Annotated in this window: 20 protein-coding genes; 8 read left to right on the forward strand and 12 right to left on the reverse strand. The window is 67.4% G+C overall.

Annotated elements, in window-relative coordinates:
- Window positions 1-14: 14 nt before the first annotated feature.
- The 9 genes from ABDJ40_RS13185 to ABDJ40_RS13225 all read right to left on the reverse strand — a co-directional run bounded on the left by ABDJ40_RS13185 (window position 15) and on the right by ABDJ40_RS13225 (window position 8004).
- Window positions 15-1004 (reverse strand): CobD/CbiB family protein, encoded by a 990-nt coding sequence (locus ABDJ40_RS13185; protein ID WP_347610355.1) that lies wholly within the window; start codon window positions 1002-1004, stop codon window positions 15-17.
- Between the two features lie 29 nt (window positions 1005-1033).
- Window positions 1034-1729, reverse strand: coding sequence for a CoA pyrophosphatase (locus ABDJ40_RS13190; protein WP_347610357.1), 696 nt, complete (start codon window positions 1727-1729; stop codon window positions 1034-1036).
- Between the two features lie 362 nt (window positions 1730-2091).
- Entirely contained in the window at window positions 2092-3402 is a 1311-nt protein-coding gene (gene gltA, locus ABDJ40_RS13195; protein WP_347610359.1) for a citrate synthase, read from the reverse strand.
- 50 nt (window positions 3403-3452) lie between these two features.
- Complete coding sequence (locus tag ABDJ40_RS13200; RefSeq protein ID WP_269632879.1) at window positions 3453-3722, reverse strand: FAD assembly factor SdhE; 270 nt, start codon at window positions 3720-3722, stop codon at window positions 3453-3455.
- Window positions 3723-3772: 50 nt separating this feature from the next.
- Window positions 3773-4480: a succinate dehydrogenase iron-sulfur subunit gene (locus ABDJ40_RS13205; protein WP_285984164.1), complete on the reverse strand. Its 708-nt coding sequence runs from the start codon at window positions 4478-4480 to the stop codon at window positions 3773-3775.
- Window positions 4481-4490: 10 nt separating this feature from the next.
- The gene (sdhA, locus tag ABDJ40_RS13210; protein ID WP_347610362.1) at window positions 4491-6266 is read right to left on the reverse strand and encodes a succinate dehydrogenase flavoprotein subunit; all 1776 of its coding nucleotides are present in this window, start codon (window positions 6264-6266) and stop codon (window positions 4491-4493) included.
- 3 nt (window positions 6267-6269) lie between these two features.
- On the reverse strand, window positions 6270-6632 hold the full coding sequence (sdhD, locus tag ABDJ40_RS13215; protein WP_269632578.1) for a succinate dehydrogenase, hydrophobic membrane anchor protein: 363 nt from the start codon (window positions 6630-6632) through the stop codon (window positions 6270-6272).
- A gap of 20 nt (window positions 6633-6652) precedes the next feature.
- The gene (gene sdhC, locus ABDJ40_RS13220; protein WP_269632577.1) at window positions 6653-7099 is read right to left on the reverse strand and encodes a succinate dehydrogenase, cytochrome b556 subunit; all 447 of its coding nucleotides are present in this window, start codon (window positions 7097-7099) and stop codon (window positions 6653-6655) included.
- Between the two features lie 101 nt (window positions 7100-7200).
- Complete coding sequence (locus ABDJ40_RS13225) at window positions 7201-8004, reverse strand: GntR family transcriptional regulator (RefSeq protein WP_347610365.1); 804 nt, start codon at window positions 8002-8004, stop codon at window positions 7201-7203.
- 305 nt (window positions 8005-8309) lie between these two features.
- Between ABDJ40_RS13225 and ABDJ40_RS13230 the strand changes: the two genes are divergently transcribed.
- The 7 genes from ABDJ40_RS13230 (at window position 8310) to ABDJ40_RS13260 (ending at window position 20154) form a co-directional block, all read left to right on the forward strand.
- Complete coding sequence (locus tag ABDJ40_RS13230) at window positions 8310-9296, forward strand: malate dehydrogenase (protein ID WP_269632575.1); 987 nt, start codon at window positions 8310-8312, stop codon at window positions 9294-9296.
- Window positions 9297-9403: 107 nt separating this feature from the next.
- Window positions 9404-10399 carry an HpcH/HpaI aldolase/citrate lyase family protein gene (locus ABDJ40_RS13235; protein WP_347610368.1) on the forward strand — a complete coding sequence of 332 codons (996 nt, stop codon included), beginning with the start codon at window positions 9404-9406 and terminating at the stop codon, window positions 10397-10399.
- A gap of 197 nt (window positions 10400-10596) precedes the next feature.
- The gene (locus ABDJ40_RS13240; protein WP_347610370.1) at window positions 10597-11139 is read left to right on the forward strand and encodes a hypothetical protein; all 543 of its coding nucleotides are present in this window, start codon (window positions 10597-10599) and stop codon (window positions 11137-11139) included.
- A gap of 136 nt (window positions 11140-11275) precedes the next feature.
- The gene (locus tag ABDJ40_RS13245; protein ID WP_183102869.1) at window positions 11276-11533 is read left to right on the forward strand and encodes an AbrB/MazE/SpoVT family DNA-binding domain-containing protein; all 258 of its coding nucleotides are present in this window, start codon (window positions 11276-11278) and stop codon (window positions 11531-11533) included.
- Window positions 11534-11571: 38 nt separating this feature from the next.
- Entirely contained in the window at window positions 11572-11991 is a 420-nt protein-coding gene (locus tag ABDJ40_RS13250) for a type II toxin-antitoxin system VapC family toxin (protein ID WP_269632572.1), read from the forward strand.
- Window positions 11992-12027: 36 nt separating this feature from the next.
- Window positions 12028-14619 carry a bifunctional aconitate hydratase 2/2-methylisocitrate dehydratase gene (gene acnB / locus ABDJ40_RS13255; protein ID WP_347610373.1) on the forward strand — a complete coding sequence of 864 codons (2592 nt, stop codon included), beginning with the start codon at window positions 12028-12030 and terminating at the stop codon, window positions 14617-14619.
- A gap of 510 nt (window positions 14620-15129) precedes the next feature.
- Complete coding sequence (locus tag ABDJ40_RS13260) at window positions 15130-20154, forward strand: diguanylate cyclase domain-containing protein (protein ID WP_347610375.1); 5025 nt, start codon at window positions 15130-15132, stop codon at window positions 20152-20154.
- A gap of 180 nt (window positions 20155-20334) precedes the next feature.
- Here the strand turns inward: ABDJ40_RS13260 and ABDJ40_RS13265 are convergent, their stop codons facing one another.
- Entirely contained in the window at window positions 20335-20874 is a 540-nt protein-coding gene (locus ABDJ40_RS13265) for an NADPH-dependent FMN reductase (RefSeq protein ID WP_347610377.1), read from the reverse strand.
- Between the two features lie 66 nt (window positions 20875-20940).
- On the reverse strand, window positions 20941-23130 hold the full coding sequence (locus ABDJ40_RS13270) for a lipoxygenase family protein (RefSeq protein WP_347610379.1): 2190 nt from the start codon (window positions 23128-23130) through the stop codon (window positions 20941-20943).
- A 300-nt stretch (window positions 23131-23430) separates the two neighbouring features.
- Between ABDJ40_RS13270 and ABDJ40_RS13275 the strand changes: the two genes are divergently transcribed.
- Window positions 23431-23811 (forward strand): heme-binding protein, encoded by a 381-nt coding sequence (locus ABDJ40_RS13275; protein ID WP_347610381.1) that lies wholly within the window; start codon window positions 23431-23433, stop codon window positions 23809-23811.
- On the opposite strand, the gene ABDJ40_RS13280 is transcribed toward ABDJ40_RS13275, so the two are convergent.
- A complete protein-coding gene (locus tag ABDJ40_RS13280) occupies window positions 23708-24430 on the reverse strand; it encodes a polymorphic toxin-type HINT domain-containing protein (RefSeq protein WP_347610383.1) in 723 nt (240 codons plus the stop codon). The genes ABDJ40_RS13275 and ABDJ40_RS13280 overlap by 104 nt on opposite strands.
- Between the last annotated feature and the right edge of the window lie 230 nt (window positions 24431-24660).

Genomic DNA, 24660 nt, shown 5'->3' on the forward strand with positions numbered 1-24660 from the left:
GCCGGGCGGAGTGATCAGCCCAGCAGATTGGCCAGCGTCAGCAAGGCCAGCAGGAACATCCACAGCACCACGGAACGCCAGACCAGGCCCACCACGCTCTGCAGATGACCCAGCGCGGGCGGCATGCCAGGGGTGGAGCCTTCGGCGCGCGTGGCGTCCATGTCTCCCCCGGCCTCGAAGGTCTTGCTGCGATCCGGCGTGACGCCCGGCGCGGCCGAGCCGCCCAGCTGCACGCCCAGGGCCCCGGCGGCCGAGGCCAGGATGATGCCCTCGTTGGGGTGCATCCACAGGCCGGCGTCGCGCCGCCAGCCGTTCACCGCTTCCTCGAAGTTGCCGACGATGGCAAAGCCGGTGGCGGTCAGGCGGGCGGGCACGTAGTCCACCCAGCCGAAGAACTGGCGGGAGAGCTGCATCAGACGCTCATTGGTGGGCGCGTCGATGGTGCGGCTCTTGAAAGCCCAGTAGCGGCTGGCGAACTCGGCCATGCGATAGAGGATGGCGCCCGCCGGCCCCAGGCCCACGGTGGATAGCACGATGAACCAGAAGAACACGCCGAAGACATGGCGGTGCGCGGCCAGCAGCGAATGCTCGATCACATGGCGCAGCAGCTCGGTGCGGGGCAGCTCGCTGGCGTCCAGGTGCCGCCACTCGGCCAGCAGGCGGCGGGCCTCCAGCTCGTCGGCGCGCTCCAGGGCGTCGCGGATGTCGGTGAAGTAGTGGCTGAACTGCCGGAAGCCCAGGGTCAGGTACAGCACCAGGACGTCCAGGGCCAGGGCGCCCAGCACGGTGAAGTGGCGCACCAGGCCGTAGATCGCCGCGGCCAGCAGCGCCGGCCCCAGCACCGTGATGCCCCAGACGACCAGGGCGTGGCGTTCCTTGCCGGCGTCGAAGTTGCGACCCGTCCAGCGCACCCAGCTGATCACGCCCTCGTGCACGGCATTGCCATGCGGCAGCGGCTTGAGCTGCTCACAGATCAGGGCCAGCAGGACGGCGAAGAAGTTCATGGGCCCGCATGATAGCGGCCCTGCGCCCCTCAGGCGGAGAGGAAGCGGTAGAAGTTGCGCAGCATGGCAGCCGTCGCGCCCCAGATGAAGTACTCACGCGACACGCCAGCAAGATCTGACCCCGTCCAGGGCATGGAGAGGAACTGCCGCTCCCCCTCCTGCCAGCGGAAGACATGGCGCTGGTGGCGCGCCGGATCCATCAGAAAGGCCAGAGGCACCTCGAAGGCCTCGGCCACCTCGAACTCGTCCAGGACCAGGCGGAAGTCGGGCTGCACCAGGGCCACGACGGGATGCACCATGAAGGCCGTCACCGTGCGGTAGATGGGCAGCTGGCCCAGCACCTCCACCTGGTGTGGATGCAGGCCGATCTCCTCCTGGGCCTCGCGCAGGGCGGTGGCGACGGCGTCGGCATCCTCCGGCTCCGTGCGCCCGCCAGGGAAGCTGATCTGGCCGGCGTGGTCCCGCAGATGCGCCGTGCGCTGGGTCAGCAGCACCTGCAGACCGCCAGGGCGTTGGACCAGGGGCACCAGCACCGCCGCCGAGGCCGGCTCACGCTGGGCCAGCACGCCGCCATCGCCCGGCAGCTCCGGCGCCCAGTCCGGCGGCGCACGGAAGCGGGCGCGCAGGGCCTCGGCCGTCAGCACTTCAGCCGGCACCGCCGGCAGACCGTCGTCACGGGAGGCCACCGGCACGGCGCGCGGATCGAGGATGGGCGGTCGAGTCATCCGGCCAGCATAGCGCGAGCGCCCTGCCCCGGGCCTGCGCTGGGGCATGCATCCCCTGCTCTTCTCGAGCCTGAACTCCTTGCTCCGGCCGAGCACCTTGCGTCGTACCGAGGCGCGCAGGGCGCGCAGGGGCGAGTCTGGCATGGCATGCCTTCCTGGCCTGCGCTCAGTGCTTCTGCCCGGTGGTGGCGCCGTCCCGGCTGGGCGCCTTGCGTGGCGCCGAGGCGCGCAGCGGCCCGGAGCAGCGCGCGACCAGCCCCCACCCAACCGAGCCCAGGCCACAAAGCAAAAGCCCCGCGCATCACTGCAACGGGGCTTCCAGTCATTCACCCTGGCCAGCGCAAGCCGGCCGGGGCGAAGGATCAACGCTCGGCGATGGGCTTGACGTTGCGGGGCGTGGCGCCCACGAAGAGCTGGCGCGGACGGCCGATCTTGTACTCGGGGTCGGCGATCATCTCGTTCAGCTGGGCGATCCAGCCCACGGTACGGGCCAGCGCGAAGATGGCGGTGAACAGCGGCACGGGGATGCCGATCGCGCGCTGCACGATGCCCGAGTAGAAGTCCACGTTCGGGTAGAGCTTGCGGGCGACGAAGTACTCGTCTTCCAGCGCGATCTTCTCGAGTTCCATGGCCAGCTTGAACAGCGGGTCGTTGTGCAGGCCCAGCTCGCCCAGAACTTCATGGCAGGTCTCGCGCATCAGCTTGGCGCGCGGGTCGTAGTTCTTGTAGACCCGGTGGCCGAAGCCCATCAGCTTGACGTTGCTGCTCTTGTCCTTGACCTGCTTGATGAACTCGCCGATCTTGGCCACGCCACCCATCTGCTGGATGTCGTTGAGCATGTTCAGGCAGGCCTCGTTGGCGCCGCCGTGAGCCGGGCCCCACAGGCAGGCCACGCCGGCGGCGATGGCCGCGAAGGGGTTGGTGCCGGACGAGCCGCACAGGCGCACGGTGGAGGTCGAGGCGTTCTGCTCGTGGTCGGCGTGCAGCGTGAAGATACGGTCCATGGCGCGCACCAGCACGTCATTGGGCTTGTAGTCCTCGCAGGGCGTGGCGAACATCATGCGCATGAAGTTGCCGGCGTACGAGAGATCGTTCTTCGGATAGATGTAGGGCTGGCCGATGGTGTACTTGTAGGCCATGGCCACCAGCGTCGGCATCTTGGCGATCAGGCGAATGGCCGCGATCTCGCGATGCTCGGGGTTATTGATGTCGGTGCTGTCGTGATAGAAGGCCGACATCGCGCCCACCAGGCCGGTCATCACGGCCATCGGGTGTGCATCACGGCGGAAGCCGCGCAGGAAGAACTGCATCTGCTCGTTGACCATCGTGTGGTGCATCACGCGGTTCTCGAACTCGGCCTTCTGGTCAGCGTTGGGCAGCTCACCGTTCAGCAGCAGGTAGCAGGTTTCCAGGTAGTCACAATTGACGGCCAGCTGCTCGATGGGATAGCCGCGGTACAGCAACTCGCCCTTGTCGCCATCGATGTAGGTGATGGTCGAGTTGCAGGAGGCGGTCGACAGGAAGCCCGGGTCATAGGTGAACTTGCCCGTCTGGCCATAGAGCTTGCGGATGTCGATCACATCGGGACCCACGGAGCCCTTGTAGATGGGCAGATCCATGCTGGGGCTGCCGTCGGAGAACGACAGGGTGGCTTTGACGTCAGACGGTGTCATGGGGCGTTCCTTATGACTTCTTGGAAAAACAGGTCAGCGGCGCTGACAGATCAGAGGGGGGTCCTGAGCATGCCCAGGACCTCCAGCAGTTCGGGCGTGACCGACTCGCCCTCGGGCTCCTTGCGCGCCAGCAGGAGGTCCATCAGATCGTTGTCCGACAGGTCCATCAGCTGGCGCAGGCCTTCGGCCTGACGCTCGGTCAGCACGGTCTCGTAACGTTTGAAGAACCGCTCAATGAAGAGGTCATTCTCCAGCAGTCCGCGGCGGCAGCGCCACTTCAGTTTGGAGAGGGCTCTCTCGTCGATGAGGGCATCGGACAAGGTTGTCACGAATGAAGGCCTTTGCAAAGAGTCCAGGGCGGATCCGGGCATCAGACGGCGCGACGCACCATCAGTTCCTTGATCTTGCCGATGGCCTTGGTGGGGTTCAGGCCCTTGGGGCAGACGTCCACGCAGTTCATGATGGTGTGGCAGCGGAACAGGCGGTACGGGTCCTCGAGGTTGTCGAGGCGCTCCGCGGTGGCCTGATCACGGCTGTCCGCGATGAAGCGGTAGGCCTGCAGCAGACCGGCAGGGCCCACGAACTTGTCGGGGTTCCACCAGAAGCTCGGGCAGCTCGTGGAGCAGCTGGCGCACAGGATGCACTCGTACAGGCCGTCCAGCTCCTCGCGTTCCTCCGGCGACTGCAGGCGCTCCTTGTCGGGCAGCGGCGTGTCGTTCACCAGGTAGGGCTTGATGGAGTGGTACTGCTTGAAGAACTGCGTCATGTCCACGATCAGGTCGCGGACCACGGGCAGGCCCGGCAGCGGCTTGAGCACCACCACCTGCGGCAGCGAGCGCATGTTCGTCAGGCAGGCCAGGCCGTTCTTGCCATTGATGTTCATGGCATCGGAACCGCAGACGCCCTCGCGGCAGGAGCGGCGGAAGCTCAGCGTGGGGTCCACGGCCTTGAGCTTGATCAGCGCGTCCAGCAGCATGCGTTCGTTGCCCTCGAGCTCGATCTCGAGGGTCTGCATGTAGGGCTTGGCGTCCTTGTCCGGGTCGTAGCGGTAGATCTGGAAGGTACGTTTTTGGCTCATGTTCTTGTCCTCAGAAGGTACGCACCTTGGGCGGCACAGATTCCACGGTCAGCGGGGTCAGCTTGACCGGCTTGTAGTCCAGGCGATTGCCTTCGGAGTACCACAGGGTGTGCTTCATCCAGTTCGCGTCGTCGCGGTTGGGGAAGTCATCGTGGGCGTGGGCGCCACGGGACTCCGGACGGGCGGCGGCCGAGGTCATCGTGGCCTTGGCGGCCTCGATCAGGTTCTCGACTTCCAGGGCCTCGACACGCGCGGTGTTGAAGACCTTGGACTTGTCCTTCAGACCGATGGACTTCACGCGCTCGGCGACTTCCATGATCTTCTTGACGCCTTCGTCCATCACGGCCTGCGTGCGGAACACGCCGGCGTGCTTCTGCATGGTCGAGCGGATATCGTTGGCGACGTCCTGGGCGTATTCGCCATTGGAGGCCGACTCCAGGCGCGCCAGGCGGGCCAGGGTCTGGTCGGCGGCATCCTTGGGCAGGGGCTTGTGCTCGCGGTTCTTGAGGTTGAACTCGACGATGTGCTTGCCCGCCGCACGGCCGAACACCACCAGATCCAGCAGCGAGTTGGTGCCCAGGCGGTTGGCGCCGTGCACCGACACGCAGGAGCACTCGCCCACCGCGTACAGGCCGTTGATGACCTCGTTGGGGTTGCCGTTCTTGGGCACGACCACCTGACCGTTGATGTTGGTGGGGATGCCACCCATCTGGTAGTGGATGGTCGGCACCACGGGGATCGGCTCCTTGGTGATGTCGACGTTGGCGAAGTTGTGGCCGATCTCGAACACCGAGGGCAGACGCTTCATGATCGTCTCGGCGCCCAGGTGGGTCATGTCCAGCAGCACATAGTCCTTGTTGGGACCGCAGCCACGGCCTTCCTTGATTTCCTGGTCCATGGAGCGGGACACGAAGTCACGCGGGGCCAGGTCCTTCAGGGTCGGGGCGTAGCGTTCCATGAAGCGCTCACCGTTGGCGTTGCGCAGGATGGCACCTTCGCCGCGGCAGCCTTCGGTCAGCAGCACGCCCGCGCCGGCCACGCCGGTGGGGTGGAACTGCCAGAACTCCATGTCTTCCAGCGGGATGCCGGCACGCGCCGCCATACCCAGGCCGTCGCCGGTGTTGATGAAGGCGTTGGTCGAGGCCGCGTAGATGCGGCCGGCACCGCCGGTGGCCATCAGCACGGTCTTGGCCTGCAGGATGTGGACCTCGCCGGTCTCCATTTCCAACGCGGTCACGCCGACCACGTCGCCCTCGGCGTCGCGGATGACGTCCAGGGCCATCCACTCCACGAAGAACTGCGTCTTGGCCTTGACGTTCTGCTGATACAGGGTGTGCAGCAGCGCGTGGCCGGTGCGGTCCGCCGCGGCGCAGGCGCGCTGCACGGGCTTCTCACCGTAGTTGGCCGTGTGGCCGCCGAAGGGGCGCTGGTAGATGGTGCCGTCCGGGTTGCGGTCGAAGGGCATGCCGAAGTGTTCGAGTTCGTACACGACCTTCGGGGCCTCTCGGCACATGAACTCGATGGCGTCCTGGTCACCCAGCCAGTCCGAGCCCTTGACGGTGTCGAAGAAGTGGTAGTGCCAGTTGTCTTCCGACATATTGCCCAGCGAGGCACCGATGCCGCCCTGGGCAGCCACAGTGTGCGAGCGGGTCGGGAAGACCTTGGACAGCACGGCCACGTTCAGGCCGGCCAGCGAGAGTTGCAGCGAGGCGCGCATGCCGGAACCACCGGCACCCACGATCACCACGTCAAATTTGCGCTTTGCGAGCGAGCTTCCAACTTGCATTTTTTACAGCCTCCAGAGGACTTGGATCGCCCAACCCGCGCAACCCACCAACCAGACCAGGGTGAACACGTGCAGGGCCAGGCGAACGCCCACGGCCGGCACGTAGTCCATCCAGATGTCGCGCACACCGACCCAGGCGTGGTACGCCAGGGAGATGATGGTCGCGAAGGTCACGAACTTCATCCATTGCTGCGAGAAGATGCCCGACCACAGCTCGTAGCCCAGGGGCTGCTTGGTGAACAGGATCTGGGCCAGCAGCACGATGGTGAACAGGGCCATCAGCACGGCCGTTGCACGCTGGGCCATCCAGTCGCGCAGGCCATAGTGCGCACCGCTGACGATGCGCTTGGTTCCGTAAGTACTCATTCTGTGAACCTCAGTCTTGATCAGTACAGGCCGAACAGCTTGGCGCCCAGGGCCAGGGTCAGCAGCACGGACAGCGACAGCGTCAGCACGGCGCTGGAACGGCCCTGCTCCTTGCTCACGCTGTGGGTGGCATCCATCCAGAGGTGGCGCACGCCGGCGATGAAGTGATGCAGATAGCCCCAGATCAGGGCCAGCGTCACCAGCTTGACCAGCACGCCGGGAATGGGACCCAGGCCCGCCACGAAGGCGTTCTTGAACACGTCGAAGGAGATCTCGGTGCTCAGGCTGGTGTCCAGCATCCAGATGACGAAGGGCAGCAGCAGGAACATCAGCAAGCCGCTGATGCGATGCAGGATGGAGACGAAACCCGCCGCGGGCAGTCGGTACGTCCGCACATCGGTAAAGATGTTGATGTTGCGGTAGACCGGCCGTTGCTTTGTCGTCGTGGAGGAGGAGATGTCCGTCATACCCGACCTTTGGTAATCAATGTGAAACCTGAGGATTTTATTGCAACGCAACAGGGTCAGGCCTTGCCTTTCACCGCTGCGAACCTCTTTCTTTCAGAGGGTCAATTCAGATCGTTGCGATAAAAGTGTGTGGAAGTGTTGTAGAGGCCCCGCCGAAGCTCCACCGGACGATCGCCATAGGTGAAAGACAGGCGCTCCACACTCAGCAGCGGCGCACCGACCTCCACCTGCAGCAGCGCGGCAACCTCTTCATCGGCCGCCACGGCCCGGATCTTTTCCTGGGCACGGATCATCTGCACCCCGAACTCCGACTCGAACAAACCATAGAAAGGACCGCGGTGCTGGTTCAGCAGCTCGGTCGTCAAACCCTTGAACAGGCTGCCCGGCAGCCAGATGTCATCCAGCACCACCGGACGGCCCTTGCTGTGCAGCAGGCGGCGCACCTCGACCATGGCGTCGCCCGCACGCATCTGCAGCTGGCGGGCGATCCAGGCCGGCGCACGCTGGCGGCGGCAGTCCAGCAGCTGGCGGCCCAGGCCCGGTTCCTGGTCTTCATCAGGCATCAGGCGCAGGAAGCGGTACTGCTGTTTCTGCTCCGCATGCGTGGCGACGAACGTGCCCTTGCCCTGGCGGCGCACCAGCAGATTCTCGGCCGCAAGTTCGTCAATAGCCTTACGGACCGTGCCCTGGCTGACGCCGAAGCTGGCGGCCAGCTCCATCTCGCTGGGAATGGCCTCGCCGGCCTTCCAGGCGCCGGCCTGGAGGCGCTGGATGATCAGGCCCTTGATCTGGCGATACAGCGGCGAGAACGCGGGCGACGCCTGCCCGCCGGACGCGCCGGACGCAGCCTCGCCACGCTGGAGCGCAGGGCCAGGCGTGCTCGGGACTGCAGGTGGATTCGGCATGGCCAGGATTCGAGCACAGGGCACCCTGCCCCGTCGAGCGGATTCCGTAAATCCTCTCAAAAATGTCTTCTATAAGACATAAGACAGTCAGTTTTATGCAAAGGACCCCGCATAATCTCGCCTGCCCGGCCTCAAGTGGCAGCGTTGAAATGGGTCAATAGGGGAAACGCCCGGACTCTGACCTACACTTGCGGCCACCGCGCCGCCGCCTGCCCGCCCTTCGGTCTCGCTCGTTTCAGGATGACCGCCGTGCACCGCAACCAGTGGCGCCACGAACAGCTTTTTCATCCTTTTCGGAGACCTCCATGAGCAAGAAACCCGTTCGCGTTGCCGTCACCGGCGCCGCAGGCCAGATCGGCTACGCCCTGCTGTTCCGCATCGCCTCCGGCGAAATGCTGGGCAAGGACCAGCCCGTCATCCTGCAGTTGCTGGAGATCCCCGACGAGAAGGCCCAGAACGCGCTGAAGGGCGTGATCATGGAACTGGAAGATTGCGCCTTCCCGCTGCTGGCCGGCATCGAGGCCCACAGCGATCCGATGACCGCCTTCAAGGACACCGACTTCGCCCTGCTGGTCGGCGCCCGCCCCCGCGGCCCCGGCATGGAGCGTTCGGACCTGCTGGCCGCCAACGCCCAGATCTTCACGGTGCAGGGCAAGGCCCTGAACGCCGTGGCCTCGCGCAACGTCAAGGTGCTGGTCGTGGGCAACCCCGCCAACACCAATGCCTACATCGCGATGAAGTCGGCCCCGGACCTGCCGGCCAAGAACTTCACCGCCATGCTGCGCCTGGACCACAACCGCGCGGCCTCGCAGATCGCCGCCAAGACCGGCAAGGCCGTGGCCGACATCGAAAAGCTGGCCGTGTGGGGCAACCACTCGCCCACGATGTACGCCGACTACCGCTACGCCACCATCGGCGGCCAGTCGGTCAAGGCCATGATCAACGACGAGCAGTGGAACCGTGAAGTGTTCCTGCCGACCGTCGGCAAGCGCGGCGCCGCCATCATCGCCGCCCGCGGCCTGTCCTCGGCCGCCTCGGCCGCCAATGCCGCCATCGACCACATGCGCGACTGGGCCCTGGGCACCAACGGCAAGTGGGTCACCATGGGCATCCCGTCCAAGGGCGAGTACGGCATCCCCGCCGAAGTGATGTTCGGCTACCCCGTGACCTGCGAGAACGGCGAGTACAAGATCGTCGAGGGCCTGGAGATCGATGCCTTCTCGCAAGAGTGCATCAACAAGACCCTCAACGAACTGCTGGAAGAGCAGAACGGCGTCAAGCACCTGCTGTAATCAGCGCAGCGCCTGACAGCATCACGAACTACGCTTCGTGATACGGTGAAGGGTCGGCCCCGTGCCGGCCCTTTCTCATTTCAGCCACCGATCCATCGAGCCCGCCCATGAGCACCGCGCCGCACCCTCGCCTGGCCCTTTTTGAAGAGGGCGATGCCGCCACCCTGCTGCCCGTCGTCGACCACTACTGCGGCGTCGAGGCGCGCATGCGCAAGAGCCTGGAGCTGCAGGCCGAGATGGGGCCCGTGTTCGACATCACCCTCGACTGCGAGGACGGCGCGCCCGTGGGCGGCGAGGTCGAGCATGTGCTGCTGGTCAACGAGGTGCTCAACGACCCGCAGAACCGCCACGGCCGCGTGGGCGCCCGCGTGCATCCACTGGGCCATGCGGCCTTCGAGGCCGATGTGGAGGGCCTGCTGGCCGGCGGCGGCGAGCGACTGGCCTACCTGATGGTGCCCAAGCCCCAGTCCTTCGAGGACGTGGACCGCGCCGTCGCCTTCATCGACGCCACCCGCACGCGCCTGGGCCTGCAGCGCGAGCTGCCCGTGCACGTACTGATCGAGACCCACGGTGCGCTGCGCGATGTGCAGCGCATCGCGGCGCATCCGCGGATCGAGTCCCTGTCCTTCGGCCTGATGGACTTCGTCTCGGCCCACCGCGGCGCCATCCCCCGCGCCGGCCTGACCGTGGACGGCCAGTTCAGCCATCCCCTGGTCGTGCGCGCCAAGCTGGAGATCGCCGCGGCCGCCCATGCGCACGGCAAGACACCCTCGCACTGCGTGGTGACCGAGTTCAAGAACACCGACGCCCTGGAGATGGCCGCCGGCCGCGCCGCACGCGAGTTCGGCTACACCCGGATGTGGAGCATCCACCCCAACCAGATCCGCCCCATCATCGAGGCCTTCGCGCCCCGCATGGCCGAGATCGATGAGGCCATCGAGATCATCCAGGCCGCACAGGCGGCCTCCTGGGCCCCCATCCAACACCGGGACACCCTGCACGACCGCGCCAGCTACCGCTATTTCTGGCAGGTGCTGGAGCGCGCCCACCGCACCGGTCAGGCACTGCCGGCGGAGGTCGAAGCGGCCTACTTCAGCGGCTGAGGCGCCCGGCCACCCGCCGCGGGCAGCCCAGTGAAGGCCTCACGTTTTCTTGCAGTTGAAGGGATTTCTGGCATAGACAGCCGGTCGCATGGGGCGCATGCTTGCGCCGGTCGTCCACGGGGCCTCACAAGGCAGCCACAAACAGCACACTTGCAGCACATTTGCTTGCACAATCAAGCATCTGCACAGGATTTCTCATGCAACACCTCCGCACCCTCTCCTTCGCCCTGGGCGCCTGCGCCCTGCTGCTTGCAGGCACGGCCTTTGCTGCCGCCAAGGAAACGCCGGCGGCGCCCAAGAACCGCCTGGCTTCCAAGCTGAAGCCCCAGACGGCCGTCGCCCCCCTGCCCCCGCCCGAGGATGCCACCCTGTCTGAAGAGCAACTGGCCGTGGCCCCGCGCGTGCACGCCGGTGACGCCCAGTGCGAGTTCAACCAGCAGGTCCACATCACCCCCCACCCGGACAAGCCCGGCCGCTTCCGCCTGCAGTTCGGCAAGATGGTCTACAACATGACGCCGGAGCCCACCACGACCGGCGCCGTCCGCCTGGAGGACAAGCATGCCGGCGTGGTGTGGCTGCAGATCCCGTCCAAGTCCATGCTGATGAACGCCAAGGCCGGCCAGCGCATGGTGGACAGCTGCCAGCACGCCGAGCAGCGCGCCTTCGTGGCCGACGGCGCGGCCGCGCCGCAGCCCGGCACCGGCATCGGCATCACGCCGGGCACGACTGCCAGCAACTGAGCCGTCCGCGCTCAATCAGAAAGGAGGCTGCGGCCTCCTTTTTTCATGCCCGAGTCTCCCTGTCGGGCTTGGGGATGCGTCAGAAGTACGTACAATCAATGCATACTTTCAGCGGCATACCCCGAGGAGCATGAGCATGGAAGCGACTGTTGCCGAACGCGGGCAGATCACCCTGCCCAAGGCCGTCCGCGACGCCCTGGGACTGACCAAAGGCACCACCCTCAAGGTGGAGTTGGACGGCGGTCGCATCATCCTGCGCAAGGATGTGGGGGATGCCCTGTCGCGCATGCGGGGCCGCATCAAGCTCCCGCCGGGCACCAGCTCGGACGACGTCATGCGCGAGCTCCGCGGCCGCGCCCCGGGCGACCCCTATCCGCCACCCGACGAAGCCTGAAGCCCGCCCCCCACCCTCATTGACTGGCACCCCTTCCCATGATTGCCGTCGACACCTCCATCCTGGTCGATTACATCGGTGACGGCCCGCAGGCCGAGCAGGCCGAGCAGCTGCTGCGCGTGGCGCTGTCCGCCGGCCCGGTGGTGGCCTGCGAAGTGGTGGTCAGCGAGGTCGTGGCCGGTCTGGGCCACAGCGACATCGTGCTGGAGACGCTCGAAGCCATCGGCATCAGCTACTCCCCCCTGGAGCTGCGCTCGGCGCTGCGCGCGGGCGAGATGCAGCGCCGCTACCGCACCCGCCTGCAGGGCCAGTCCGAGCTGCCACAGGCGCGGCGTTCCGTTCCCGACTTCCTCATCGGTGCCCATGCCCTGCTGCAATGCCAGGGCCTGATCACCCGTGACGCCGGTTTCTTTCGTGACTATTTCAAGGGCCTGCGCGTCATTGCGCCCAAGCCTTGAGAGTCATCTTCCTTTCCCTGTCCCTGGAGTCCCCTCATGCTGACTGCCTACCGCCAACACACCGCCGAGCGCGCCGCGCTGGGCATCCCGCCGCTGCCCCTGGATGCCAAGCAGGTGGCCGAGCTGATCGAGCTGATCAAGAACCCGCCGGCCGGTGAGGAGGCCTTCCTGGTCGACCTGCTGACCCACCGCGTGCCCCCGGGCGTGGACGACGCCGCCAAGGTCAAGGCCAGCTTCCTGGCAGCCGTGGCGCACGGTGACATCGCCGTCGGTCTCATTTCCAAGGCCAAGGCCACCGAGCTGCTGGGCACCATGGTGGGCGGCTACAACGTCAAGCCCCTGATCGACCTGCTGGATGACGCCTCGGTCGCCGAAGTGGCAGCCACCGGCCTGAAGAAGACCCTGCTGATGTTCGACGCCTTCCATGACGTCGCCGAAAAGGTCAAGGCAGGCAACGCCCACGCCAAGGCCGTGATGCAGAGCTGGGCTGATGCCGAGTGGTTCACCTCGCGCCCCGAAGTCGCGCAGAAGATCACCGTCACCGTCTTCAAGGTGCCCGGCGAGACCAACACCGACGACCTCTCCCCCGCCCCCGACGCCTGGAGCCGCCCGGACATCCCGCTGCACTACCTGGCCATGCTGAAGAACACCCGTCCCGACGCGGCCTTCAAGCCCGAGGAAGACGGCAAGCGCGGCCCCATCCAGTTCATCGAGGACCTGAAGAAGAAGGGCAACCTGGTCGCCTACGTCGGTGACGTGGTCGGCACCGGCTCCTCGCGCAAGTCCGCCACCAACAGCGTGATCTGGGCCACCGGCGAGGACATCCCCTTCGTGCCCAACAAGCGCTTCGGCGGCGTGACCCTGGGCGGCAAGATCGCCCCCATCTTCTTCAACACGCAGGAAGACTCGGGCTCCCTGCCCATCGAAGTGGACGTGAGCAAGCTGGAGATGGGTGACGTCATCGACGTGCTGCCCTACGCTGGCCAGATCGTGAAGAACGGCGAGGTCATCGAGACCTTCGCGCTCAAGAGCGAAGTGCTGCTGGACGAAGTGCGCGCCGGCGGCCGCATCAACCTGATCATCGGCCGCAGCCTCACCGGCAAGGCCCGCGAGTTCCTGGGCCTGCCGGCCTCCACCCTGTTCCGCCTGCCCAAGGCCCCGGTGGACAGCGGCAAGGGCTACACCCTGGCCCAGAAGATGGTCGGCCGCGCCTGCGGCCTGCCCGAAGGCAAGGGCATGCGCCCCGGCACCTACTGCGAACCCAAGATGACCACCGTGGGCTCGCAGGACACCACCGGCCCCATGACCCGCGACGAGCTGAAGGACCTGGCCTGCCTGGGCTTCTCGGCCGACCTGGTCATGCAGTCCTTCTGCCACACCGCCGCCTACCCCAAGGCGGTGGACGTGAAGATGCACCGCGAGCTGCCCGCCTTCATCAGCAACCGTGGCGGCGTCTCCCTGCGCCCGGGCGACGGCGTGATCCACAGCTGGCTGAACCGCCTGCTGCTGCCTGACACCGTCGGCACCGGCGGCGACTCCCACACCCGCTTCCCGATCGGCATCTCCTTCCCGGCGGGGTCAGGTCTTGTCGCCTTCGGCGCCGCCACCGGCGTGATGCCCCTGGACATGCCGGAATCGGTGCTGGTGCGCTTCAAGGGCCAGATGCAGCCCGGCGTCACCCTGCGTGACCTGGTGCATGCCATCCCCCTGTACGCCATCAAGGCCGGCCTGCTGACCGTCGAGAAGAAGGGCAAGAAGAACATCTTCTCGGGCCGCATCCTGGAAATCGAAGGTCTGCCCGACCTGAAGGTGGAACAGGCCTTCGAGCTGTCCGACGCCTCGGCCGAGCGCTCCGCCGCCGGCTGCACGATCAAGCTGAATCCGGCACCGATCAAGGAGTACCTGACCTCCAACATCGTCCTGATGAAGAACATGATCGCCGACGGCTACGAGGACAAGCGCACCCTGGAGCGCCGCATCAAGGCCGTGGAAGCCTGGCTGGCCAAGCCCGACCTGCTGGAGGCCGATGCCGACGCCGAGTACGCCGCCGTGATCGAGATCGACCTGGCCGACATCAAGGAACCCATCGTCTGCTGCCCCAACGACCCGGACGACGCCAAGTTCATGTCCGAAGTCGCCGGCACCAAGATCGACGAAGCCTTCATCGGCTCCTGCATGACCAACATCGGCCACTTCCGTGCGGCCGCCAAGGTCCTGGGCGGTGCCCGTGACATCCCGGTCAAGCTGTGGGTCGCCCCGCCGACCAAGATGGACCAGAACGAGCTGATCAAGGAAGGCCACTACGCCACCTTCGGCACGGCCGGTGCCCGCACCGAAATGCCGGGCTGCTCGCTGTGCATGGGCAACCAGGCCCAGGTGCGCGAGGGCGCTACGGTGATGTCCACCTCGACCCGCAACTTCCCCAACCGTCTGGGCAAGAACACCAATGTGTTCCTGGGTTCGGCCGAGCTGGCCGCCGTGTGCTCCAAGCTGGGCCGCATCCCGACCGTGGCCGAGTACCACGAGGCCGTGGGCATCGTGAACAAGGACGCCAGCAGCATCTACAAGTACCTGAACTTCGACCAGATCGAGGAGTACGCCGACACCGCCAAGGGCGTGAACGTCTGAGGCTGCTGAGGCCCGGCCGCTGACAGGCGGCCGATGCCCGGACAACACCCTGGCCTGCCTGCCGGCAGCCAGGGTGTTCTTCTTTGTGCGCTGCCGCGATGCGCGCGATGCGCATCTGCGGCCGTCATCCGCCGGGAGCGGCCGCGTTGGCGCATGTCCTGCAATGGGCCCGGGCCAACGTTGCGGACGCTTCCAGGCGGGATCCCGGCTCCGAGGCTCGCCGCAGCGCTCGGGGCCGTCCTGGGGACGGGTGCTGATCACCTCGCTGCCCTGGCTGATGCGAGGCCAATGAGCCGGCACTGAACCGGCGCTGAAGCGCCCCAGCGCCACAGCCGTACCCAGGAGGGCTTCTTTGCCACATTCCTGATGGAAGCCCCGAACTCCATCGGTGTTTTCCTGCTGACTGTCATCAGTCATTTGCGACACTCTGTCGACTGTCTTCATCCGCCCATTGCCTTCTGCCAGGAGAAGGCTTGGACGGCCTTGTTCCCGGTCCCAACTTCCGCCCCGATGCTCATTGCCGGCTACCGCCAGACCGACGTCATCTACGCCAATGCAGACACCGTGGTGGCTGCCGCCGTGGCGCCGGACGGCGAACGCGTCGTTCTCAAGTACTCCGACAGCGAGCAGCCAGCGCCCGAGTTGCTGGCGCGTTGGCGGCATGAGTTCCAGACCCTTCAATCGATTGACTCCGAGTGGGTGATCAAGGCCCATGCCCTGCACCAGGATGGGCGCAAGCTGGTGCTGGCCATGGAAGCCTTCGCCAACAGCAGCCTGGCGCAGCTGATCGAAGGCCAGCACCTGGACCTGAGCGAGAAGCTGGGCCTGGCCGTGCAGCTGTGCCGCGCGCTGAGCGACGTGCACGCCCACCGGCTCATCCACGGCGACATCGCCCCCAAGAACGTGCTGGTGGACCTGCGCCAGATGCGGCTCAAGCTCTGTGATTTCGCCCTGTCCTCGCCGCTGGATCGCGAAGAAGCCCTGCCCGGGCCCGGCCTGCGCGGCACCCTGGACTACATCTCCCCCGAGCAGACCGGCCGCACCAGCCTGGAGGTGGACTACCGCAGCGACTTCTATTCCCTGGGCATCACCCTCTACGAGCTCTTCGCGGGCCGCCGCCCCTTCCAGCTGAGCGACCCCATGGCCCTGCTGCACGCCCAGCTGGCCCTGATGCCCACGCCCCTGCACCAGCTGGACAGCAGCATTCCCGAGCCCCTGTCCCTGCTGGTGCAGAAGCTGCTCGCCAAGTACCCGGACGAGCGCTACCAGAGCAGCTACGGCCTGCTGCAGGACCTCGAGCGCTGCACCCGCGAGTGGGCGGACCACCGCCATCTCCAGGCCTTCGAGCTGGGCCGCCATGACACGCCCGAGCGCTTCTGCATCGCCCAGAAGCTGTATGGCCGCGAAGCCGAGGCCGCCTCCATGCTGGCCGCCTTCGAGCGCGCCAGTGCGGGCCGCGCCGAGCTGCTGCTGGTCAGCGGCGCGTCGGGCATCGGCAAGACTGCGCTGGTGGCCGAGCTGCACCGGCCCGTCCTGGCCCGCCGGGGCTACTTCCTGCGCGGCAAGTGCGACCAATACCGCCGCAACGAGCCCTATGCGGCGCTGTGCCAGGCCTTCCAGCCCTTTGTCGAGCTGCTGGCCTCCGAAGGCGTGGACCGCCGCGGCTACTGGGGCGAGACCCTGCGCCAGGCCCTGGGCGACACCGCTGGCTCCGTCGCCGCCCTGCTGCCTCAGCTGAGCCTGCTGATCGGCGAGATCCCGCCCCTGCCCGCCCTGCCCGCCGCCGAGAACGAGCAGCGCTTCCACTTCGCCTTCGCCGCCTTCACGCGGGCCCTGGCCAGCAGCGCCCATCCCCTGGCCCTGTTCCTGGATGACCTGCAGTGGGTGGACGGCCCCAGCCTGCGACTGCTGCAGCACCTGCTGTCCGACCAGGAAGGCCACTGCTGCCTGCTGGTGGTGGGCGCCTACCGCGACCAGGAGGTGGAGGAAGGCCATCCCCTGCCGCAGATGCTGATGAGCCTGCGGCAGGCCGGCCACGCCAGCCCCGGCCGCCTGCACCTGGACCACCTGCAGCCCGAGCACGTCTCGCAGCTGATCGCCGACAGCCTGCACAGCACCGCCGCCGAGATCGCGCCCCTGGCCAGCCTGTGCCTGGAGAAGACCCGCGGCAACCCCTTCTTCCTCAACCAGTTCCTGCGCCGGCTCCATGCGCTGGGCGACCTGCACTACGAGCGCCGCAGCGGCCGCTGGGCCTGGGACATCGCCCGCATCCGCCAGCGCGACATGACGGACAACGTCGTGACCCTCATGCTGGACGGCATGCGGGTGCTGCCGCCCCTCACCCAGCACCTGCTGGCCAGCGCGGCCCACCTGGGCGAGAGCTTCTCGCTCAGCGAGCTGATGGCCGTCAGCGAGCTCGATGGCGAGTCCTGCGCCCGCGCGCTGTGGCCGGCCCTGCAGGCCAGCCTGGTGCTGCCCCTGGACGAGGGCTACAAGTTCACCGGCACGCCCACCCTGCTGGCCGAGGCGCGCTACCGCTTCCTGCATGACCGCGTGCAGCAGGCCGCGCATGACCTGACCCCGCCGCACGAGCAGGCGGCCCTGCAACTGCGCTGCGGCCGCCGCCTGCTGGCCGACAGCGACGAAGCGCAGCGCGAGCAGCGCCTCTTCAGCATCCTGGCCTGCCTCAATGCGGGGCGCGGCCTGATCCATGACCCCGCCGAGCTCGCCGTGCTGCGCGGGCTCAACCTGCGCGCCGGGCTGCGCGCCAAGGCCGCCTCGGCCCATGCCACCGCGGTGGATTTCCTGCGTCACGCCCACGCGCTGCTGCCCGACGACGCCTGGCAGCAGGATCCCGACGGCACGCTGGGCCTCTACAAGGAGCTGGCCGAGGCCGAGTACCTCGCCGGCAACTTCCAGGCCGCCGAGCTGCTGTATCCGCGCGCCCAGGCGGCGTGCCCCAGCGCCGAGGGCCGTGTGGAGCTGGGCCTGGTGCAGGCGGCGCAGTACCACACCCAGGGGCGCTTCGCCGATGCCGTCGGCGTCCTGCTGCAAGGCCTGGCCGAGATCGGCCGCCCCTTCCCTGCCACCGAGGAAGAGGCCCAGGCCCGCTTCCCGGCCGAGTTCGCCAGCACCGAGCAGCTGCTGGCCGAGCAGGGCGAGGACACCATCCTTCGGGCCCCCGAGATGCAGGACCGTCAGGCCCTGCTGGAGATGCGCCTGGGCATGGCCCTGGCCTACTCGGCCTACCAGGTCGGCCGCTTTGCCGCCTTCGTGCTCAACGCCTGCCGCATGATGAGCACCACGCTGCGGCACGGTCAGTGCGATCTCAGCTGCGTGGCCTATGTCGCGCACATGACCTCGCGCTCGGTGATGCAGCGACCCTATCCCGAGTGCTATGCCCTGGGCCACCTGGCCCGCCAGCTGGCCGAACAGCGGGACGCCGTCTATTTCCGCATCACCGTCTACCAGTACTTCAGCGCCTTCTACCAGCATTGGTGCGAGCCCCTGGCCCCGGCCATCACCCAGGTCGAGCTGGGCTGGGAGCTGGGCCAGAGCGGCGTCAATCCCGTTGCGGCGGGCTACTGCGCCCTGCTCAGCGCCGTCAACCACTTCGCCCTGGGCACGTCGCTGGAGAGCCTGGAGCTCGCCTGCGAGCGTGGCCTCAAGTTCCTGCACAAGACTCGCCAGCCCGCCACCGAGGCCATGCTGCGCCACGGCGTGCTGCAGCCGCTGCTGGCCCTGATGGGACGCACCGAAGCGCCGCTGAGCTTCGACACCCACAGCTGCCGCAGCAGCGAACTCCTGCAGGCCGAGCCGCTGCGGCCCAGCATTCCCCTGGCCTTGATGGTGGCCGCGCGGCTGCGCCACAGTTTCCTGCTGGACGACGCCAACGGCTGGCGCCAGGCCCTGCCCCTGCTGCCCATGGTGGCCCTGTGCCTGCCGGACAGCCCCTCCATGGTCGAGGCCAGCTTCTACTCGGCCCTGGGCCATCTGCGCGAGGGCTTTGCGGAGCAGGAGCAGCCCGTTGAGGTCGCGCGCCAGCTGCTGGCCCGCTTCGAGACCTGGGCCGCGCATGGCGAAAGCAACTTCGGGCACAAGCAGCTGATGCTCGCGGCCGAGCTGGCTCGCGTGGAGGGCGACAGCAAGCGTGCCATGGACTGCTACGCCCGCGCCATCGAACAGGCCCAGGCCAGCGGCTTCACGCCCTGCGCCGCCCTGGCCAATGAGCTCTATGCCCGCTTCTGGGCCGAGCAGAACCAGCAGCAGCTGGCACGCAACTTCATCCGCGAGGCCCACTACCACTACCGCCGCTGGGGCGCCGCAGTCAAGTGCCGGCAGCTCGAGACGGGCTGGCCCGGCGTGGCCTTCTCCAACGCGCGGGGATCGCAGAGCAGCCAGAGCCGCAGCAGCCCCTACCAGCGGGACTCCCTGGACCAGATCAGCCGCCTGGACCTGCACTCCCTCCTCAAGGCCAACCAGCTGCTGACCCAGGAGATCCAGCTCGACGCCCTGCTGCCGCAGATGCTGGGGGTGCTGCTGGAGAACGCCGGCGCCGAGCGGGGCGCCATCGTGCTGGACGACGACGGCCAGCTCGTGGTGGAGGTCATTGGCGGCCTGGATGAGCACCACCGCATGGATTCCAGCCGCATCGGCCGCCCGCTGGACGAGCTGAACAAGGGCCCGGAGGCCTTGCTGCCCAGCAGCCTGATCGAGTACACCAAGCTGAGCCGCCGCACGCAGCTGCTGAACCGCCCGGCCGAGGACGAGCGCTTCGCACAAAGCCGCTACCTGCGCCAGCAGCAGCCCAAGTCCGTGCTGAGCCTGCCCGTGATCAACCAGGGCAAGCTGGTTGCCGTGATCTACCTGGAGAACCGCCAGCTCGAGAACGCCTTCACCCCGCGCCACCAGCAGACCCTGGAGCTGCTGAGCTCCCAGGCCGCCATCTCCCTGGCCAATGCGCGGCTCTATGAACAGCTGGAAGAGAAGGTGGAGCGCCGTACCCAGGAGCTGCGCCAGATGAGCATGCGCGACGGCCTCACCGGCATCGCCAACCGCCGCGCCTTCGACGAGCGCCTGGCCATCGAATGGCGGCGCAGCCTGCGCCATGGCACGCCGCTGTCCCTGCTGATGCTGGACATCGACCACTTCAAGCAGTTCAACGACCACTACGGCCACCTCGAGGGCGACCGCTGCATCAAGACCGTCGCCCAGCTGCTGCAGGGCGTGGCCAGCCGCGGCAGCGACCTGGTGGCGCGCTACGGCGGCGAGGAGTTCGCGCTGCTGCTGCCGGACACCGACGGCGCCGCCGCCGAGCGCCTGGCCCAGGCCTGCCTGGAGGCCATCGAGGCCCTGGCCATCCCGCATGCCAAGTCCGCCGCGGCCCCGCATGTGAGCCTGAGCCTGGGCTGCAGCACCCTGCAGGCCAGCGAGGCCAGCACGCCCGAGATGCTGCTGAGCCACGCCGACCAGGCCCTGTACCGCGCCAAGCGGGCCGGGCGCCGGCGCTGGACGCGCCTGGACGCGCAGGTCTGAGCCCCGCCGGACCGGCCCCGCACGGGCCTGGCCGGGCATGGCCGCCCGGGCTCAAGGCAAGACCTGACCCCGCAGCGCCGCAGAGACTGCGGCCGCTGACAGGGCAAGGGTCACAGGACAAGCACAGGGCAAGGGTCAGGTCTTGAGCCCAGTCTCGTGCCCCGCGGCGAAAAGGCAGGCTCAGCGCGCCAGGGCGGTCTTGAGCGCGTCCAGCAGCTGCTTCACCAGGCCCTGGATGCGCTCGTCCACCAGCTCGTTCTGCTCGTCGAAGAGGCCGGCGGTGAAGGCGCTGCAGAAGACCTCGGGCTTGTTCAGCACCCGCAGGTCCAGGGCCACGGCCACCTGGCGCAGGTGGTACTGGGCGCGCGAGGTGCCCATGCCGCCGCCGGCGCCCATCAGGGCCACGGTCTTGCCGGCGAGCAGGTGGTTGTCCTTCTCGCGTGAGGCCCAGTCCAGCGCGTTCTTGAGCACCGGGGCGATGGAGTAGTTGTACTCCGGGCAGGCCAGCAGCAGGCCGTCTGCCTGGCGCAGCTGCTCGAAGAAGCGGGCCACGGGCGGGGGCGGTGCGGGGTGGTCCGCGTTGTAGAAGGGGAACTCGCTGAGGTCCGCCATCTCCAGCTGCAGGCCCTCGGGGGCGTTGCGCAGGGCATAGCGGGCCAGGGCCGTGTTGCGGGAGGCCGCGCGCAGGCTGCCGCTGAGGACCAGGATCTTCTTTGCCATCGTCATCACTCCTTGCCAGCCCTGCGGCAGCGGAGCCCCTGCCCCGCGCCGCCTGGCTGCCGTCGATCAGATGCTGATGCTATTCGGGATCTGGGACGGCAGCTGGAAGGGGTATTCGACCGGACGCAGGCGGTTGCGCTCGCGGATCTCGCGCTCGGCCAGGGCCAGGTCGGTCTGGAACTCGGCCACCAGGGGGCCGACGCGCGGGTCCTCGAAGTAAGGATTGCGCGGGTTGTGCTCGTAGCGACCGAAGGTGTCGTACTGCACGCCCGACAGCAGGTACTCGAAGGAGAAGGTGTAGAGCGACACATCCAGCGGCGGGTACCAGCGGATGCAGTCCTGCTCGCTGTCCACCACGGTGCTGCGTGCGGGCGCCGGGTCGTAGAGCGTGCCGGCCACCGAAGGCATGTAGGACATCAGCGGGTACTGCGCGTAGTTGACCGACGCATGCTGCGGGCCCGCGATGTAGACGATCTGCGCCACCACCTCGATCAGGTAGGCGAGGCTGTCAATGCGCCAGGGTTTCTTGGGGTCGCCCGTGGCAGTCAGCCCGCGCATGCCCTTGAAGCCGGCGAACTGCGGTGCGGTCATCTCGTGGATCCAGGCCTGCAGCTCGTAGTCGCCAGCCACCTCGGCATCGCTGCTGTAGTAGAGGCGCAGGTAGCGCTCGACGAAGCGATGGGTGGCCTGCCACAGCAGCAGAGTGTCATCGCGGAAGGGGAACTTGGGCAGGCCGTCCACACCGCGGATGCGGAAGAGGCGCTCGGGATGGTTGTCGTCCCAGCGGTAGGCCTGGTGGGCCTGGGCCAGCACGCCCAGGGTGCACTCGATGGCCGGGCCCACATTGGTGGCCACGACGCCGCCCGGAATGATGAGGCTGTGGATGGCGGAGTCGTTGATGTTGATCGTGAAGCGGAAGTGCGGCGCCAGCAGCTTCAGGATGGGGTGCTGATCGGCCAGCTGGCGGCGCGCGGCCACCACGATGGGCTCGATGACCAGGTGGCAGGCGCCCAGGTGGGCGATGGCCTCATGCTGGATCGCCGCGGCCACGTTGACGAAGTACTTGGCGATGCGCCACTTGAAGCCCTTGGCGTCGTTGGCGTTGCCCGCGTCCTTGGGTGTGTAGATGGGCGCGGTCTCGGGGTCGTGCTTCTGGGCCAGCTGCGCGGCGATGGGCTGCAGCACGCCCTCGGGCAGCGAAGGGTAGCCGGCCGGCGGCGTGGGGTTCCAGTAGAAGAGCGCGATGGGCGCGGCCATGTAGCGCTGCTCGCCATGCAGCGGGTCGGCCCAGGCGCCTTCCAGCAGGGCGTAGTCGCACACGAAGAGCCGGCCAGCTTCCGCGGCCTGCGCCAGGGTCAGGCCGGCCTGGCCGGTCTCCTTCTGCAGCATGGCGTCGGTGACCGGCATCTTGGCCAGCAGGTCCGCCAGCGGCATCTTCTGGATGCCTTCCATCGGGTCGTCCACGTCCGGCGAGACGGGTGCGGGCACCACGGCGCGCAGCATCGTGGTGTTGTAGCCGGCCGTCTGCAGCCAGCCGAAGAACCAGTCCTGCTGGCAGGGCTTGCCCTGACCCTGGGGCATCCAGGGCTGCTGCTGGATGGACAGCATCAGCGGCGTGGGCAGGCTCACGAAGAGGCGTTCGTAGTCCTCGATGCCCTGGGCCTGCAGGTAGTTGCGGCCGGGCTCCTCGCTGAGCATGTCGAAGAGCGTGGACTTCAGGAAGGCCGTCGGTCCGTTCGCAAGGAATTCCTTGAACACCGCGTCCAGCCCGACGGCCATCTTGGCCAGGTCCTTGGGCAGGTTGCCCAGGGTCTCCAGCGCGGCAGGCAGGCCGGCCAGGGCCTCGAAGAAGTCCTTGAGCTCCTCGATGTCGCGCAGCGGGTGAAGGATGCTGAAGTCCTTGTTGAGCTTGGCATAGGCCTCCTCCACGCGGCGCAGCGCGGCCGTGGGCACGTCGGCCAGCAGTTCGCGCTCCAGCAGCATCAGCACCACGCGCTTGAAGTTGTCGGTCAGCGCGAGGAAGACCTGCACCACCTGCGCTTCGTAGTCCAGGCTGAACTTCTCGGCATCCGGCAGGTCGGCCGACAGCGGCACGCCTTCCAGGTAGCTCTGCATGTAGTTGTACTGCGTCCGCGCGATGGAGAGCTGGAAAGCCCGGGCCTTGCGCGCCTCGGCGTCGTGGTGCTGCGGCAGGCTGGGGATCTGGGCCGGGCAGGCGTTGCCGGCGATGGAGGTGACGATGTCGGGGAGGCTCATCGGAAGTCGTCTCGCTGATGCGGCGGCTCACGGTGCAGGGTGCTGCAGACTCGTGCGCGCGCCGGGGCTGTTGAATTGGGGGCGCGCTCTACCAACTGCCTGGCGCGGCTGGGCAGCACGGTACCTGTGAGGCGCCGGGCTGGCAAGACAGAAATGTCCGGGGAGACAGACAGTGATCCCCTCATCCCCTATCCCCTGAAGCGGCGAATGGACGCAGCCGGCAGGCGGCACCAACATCGCAGCCGCACCGCCCCGGGTCAGCCGGCCCACGGCCAGGCCGACACCCCAGGATAGGCTCCCATGAAGACACGCGTTCGATTCCTCTGTGCTCTGTCGCTGAGCCTGGCGCTTGCCGCCGACGCGCAAGCCCAGGCCCTGCCCTACGGCAACTCCGTCAACAAGGAGCCGGCCCACCAGGCGCTCAAGGCCGCGCTGGCAGAAGCCCGCAAGCAGGGCTTTAACAGGGCCGTCGCGGTGGTGGACACCTCGGGCGCCCTGGTGCTGTTCGAAAGGCTGACAGACGCATCACACCTCGATCGGCAATCATTGCGGGCGGTGGGCTCGCCGCACTCGTCCGCTACCCAGCCCGCGCCCGGCTCACCGCGCGGTCTGCACAGCAATGCACCCATACCCCCGCTTCGCCGACGAAGTACGTGGGAAAGTCTTCCACCTCGATATTGAACACCGCGTGACGCAGGGGCACACCGCCTGCCTCTGCCGCGGCGTTGCGTGCATCGTCTTGCAAGGCTGATACCGCCACCCGCCCGTGCCGCAGGTCGATGGTCGGGCCGTCGAAGTCCCGGCTGAAACTGTCACCGGCCCAGCCCATGTGCTCATGGTCGGTGGCCAGGATCCTCAGCACGCGCAGCACGAAGCAAGGCGCCGGACGCCCCCGCGAGTCGACCCGCTCCAAGTCATCCCCTGGCTCCAGATCCGCCAACGCGGTCCAGCCCACGCCCTTCACCCAGAACGCGTGGTTTGCCGTGCAGACCAGGCTGACCTGCTCATCGCCGTCGGCTGTCACAACGTCCAGCAGCCAGACCTCCTCGCCGTCTCGCCTGAAGGTCCGCAGCACGCGCTTGTAGCAGGGCTCGCCGACGCCACTGTCCGGTCTGGACAGCACCTCGTCTCCCACTTGAATGGACTCGATCGGCTTCAAGCCGTCCCTGGCATGCACCCAGGTGCCCGCCACGAAGCTCGCGCCATGACTTTCACCTGATGACAGCACCTTGGGAACAGGTCCGCCCGGGCCTTGGGCGTGCGTCTGGAAGCCGATGCCCCCTCGTCTGACTGTCAACATGGTGGCCTGCAAATGGATGGGCGGCGTGCCACTGAAGCAGATCAATGCAGGTTCCGGAACGGTCGCTTGCCTGCCTCGCCGGAACCTGCGGCTGGCGCGATCCTAAGGCCGAATGGGTCAGCAAGGTGCGCTGACGCCGAGGCCGTGTCCTCAGCGCGCCCGCCTCACCAGCCCTAGCATCGGCCTGAGCATCGGCGCCACCACCGGCACCGTCAGCGTGGTGCTGCCAA

The sequence above is a fragment of the Roseateles flavus genome (assembly GCF_039872765.1).
In the GTDB taxonomy this organism is placed as follows: Bacteria; Pseudomonadota; Gammaproteobacteria; order Burkholderiales; family Burkholderiaceae_C; genus Roseateles_B; species Roseateles_B flavus.

Excerpts from the sequence above, each read along its gene's own strand:
- ABDJ40_RS13230 (WP_269632575.1), top strand. The coding sequence starts at position 8,310 with ATGAGCAAGAAACCCGTTCGCGTTGCCGTCACCGGCGCCGCAGGCCAG.
- gltA (WP_347610359.1), bottom strand. The coding sequence starts at position 3,402 with ATGACACCGTCTGACGTCAAAGCCACCCTGTCGTTCTCCGACGGCAGC.
- ABDJ40_RS13225 (WP_347610365.1), bottom strand. The coding sequence starts at position 8,004 with ATGCCGAATCCACCTGCAGTCCCGAGCACGCCTGGCCCTGCGCTCCAG.
- ABDJ40_RS13190 (WP_347610357.1), bottom strand. The coding sequence starts at position 1,729 with ATGACTCGACCGCCCATCCTCGATCCGCGCGCCGTGCCGGTGGCCTCC.
- sdhA (WP_347610362.1), bottom strand. The coding sequence starts at position 6,266 with ATGCAAGTTGGAAGCTCGCTCGCAAAGCGCAAATTTGACGTGGTGATC.
- ABDJ40_RS13205 (WP_285984164.1), bottom strand. The coding sequence starts at position 4,480 with ATGAGCCAAAAACGTACCTTCCAGATCTACCGCTACGACCCGGACAAG.
- ABDJ40_RS13270 (WP_347610379.1), bottom strand. The coding sequence starts at position 23,130 with ATGAGCCTCCCCGACATCGTCACCTCCATCGCCGGCAACGCCTGCCCG.
- ABDJ40_RS13235 (WP_347610368.1), top strand. The coding sequence starts at position 9,404 with ATGAGCACCGCGCCGCACCCTCGCCTGGCCCTTTTTGAAGAGGGCGAT.
- sdhC (WP_269632577.1), bottom strand. The coding sequence starts at position 7,099 with ATGACGGACATCTCCTCCTCCACGACGACAAAGCAACGGCCGGTCTAC.
- ABDJ40_RS13265 (WP_347610377.1), bottom strand. The coding sequence starts at position 20,874 with ATGGCAAAGAAGATCCTGGTCCTCAGCGGCAGCCTGCGCGCGGCCTCC.
- ABDJ40_RS13275 (WP_347610381.1), top strand. The coding sequence starts at position 23,431 with ATGAAGACACGCGTTCGATTCCTCTGTGCTCTGTCGCTGAGCCTGGCG.
- ABDJ40_RS13250 (WP_269632572.1), top strand. The coding sequence starts at position 11,572 with ATGATTGCCGTCGACACCTCCATCCTGGTCGATTACATCGGTGACGGC.
- sdhD (WP_269632578.1), bottom strand. The coding sequence starts at position 6,632 with ATGAGTACTTACGGAACCAAGCGCATCGTCAGCGGTGCGCACTATGGC.
- ABDJ40_RS13185 (WP_347610355.1), bottom strand. The coding sequence starts at position 1,004 with ATGAACTTCTTCGCCGTCCTGCTGGCCCTGATCTGTGAGCAGCTCAAG.
- ABDJ40_RS13245 (WP_183102869.1), top strand. The coding sequence starts at position 11,276 with ATGGAAGCGACTGTTGCCGAACGCGGGCAGATCACCCTGCCCAAGGCC.
- acnB (WP_347610373.1), top strand. The coding sequence starts at position 12,028 with ATGCTGACTGCCTACCGCCAACACACCGCCGAGCGCGCCGCGCTGGGC.
- ABDJ40_RS13280 (WP_347610383.1), bottom strand. The coding sequence starts at position 24,430 with ATGTTGACAGTCAGACGAGGGGGCATCGGCTTCCAGACGCACGCCCAA.
- ABDJ40_RS13260 (WP_347610375.1), top strand. The coding sequence starts at position 15,130 with ATGCTCATTGCCGGCTACCGCCAGACCGACGTCATCTACGCCAATGCA.
- ABDJ40_RS13240 (WP_347610370.1), top strand. The coding sequence starts at position 10,597 with ATGCAACACCTCCGCACCCTCTCCTTCGCCCTGGGCGCCTGCGCCCTG.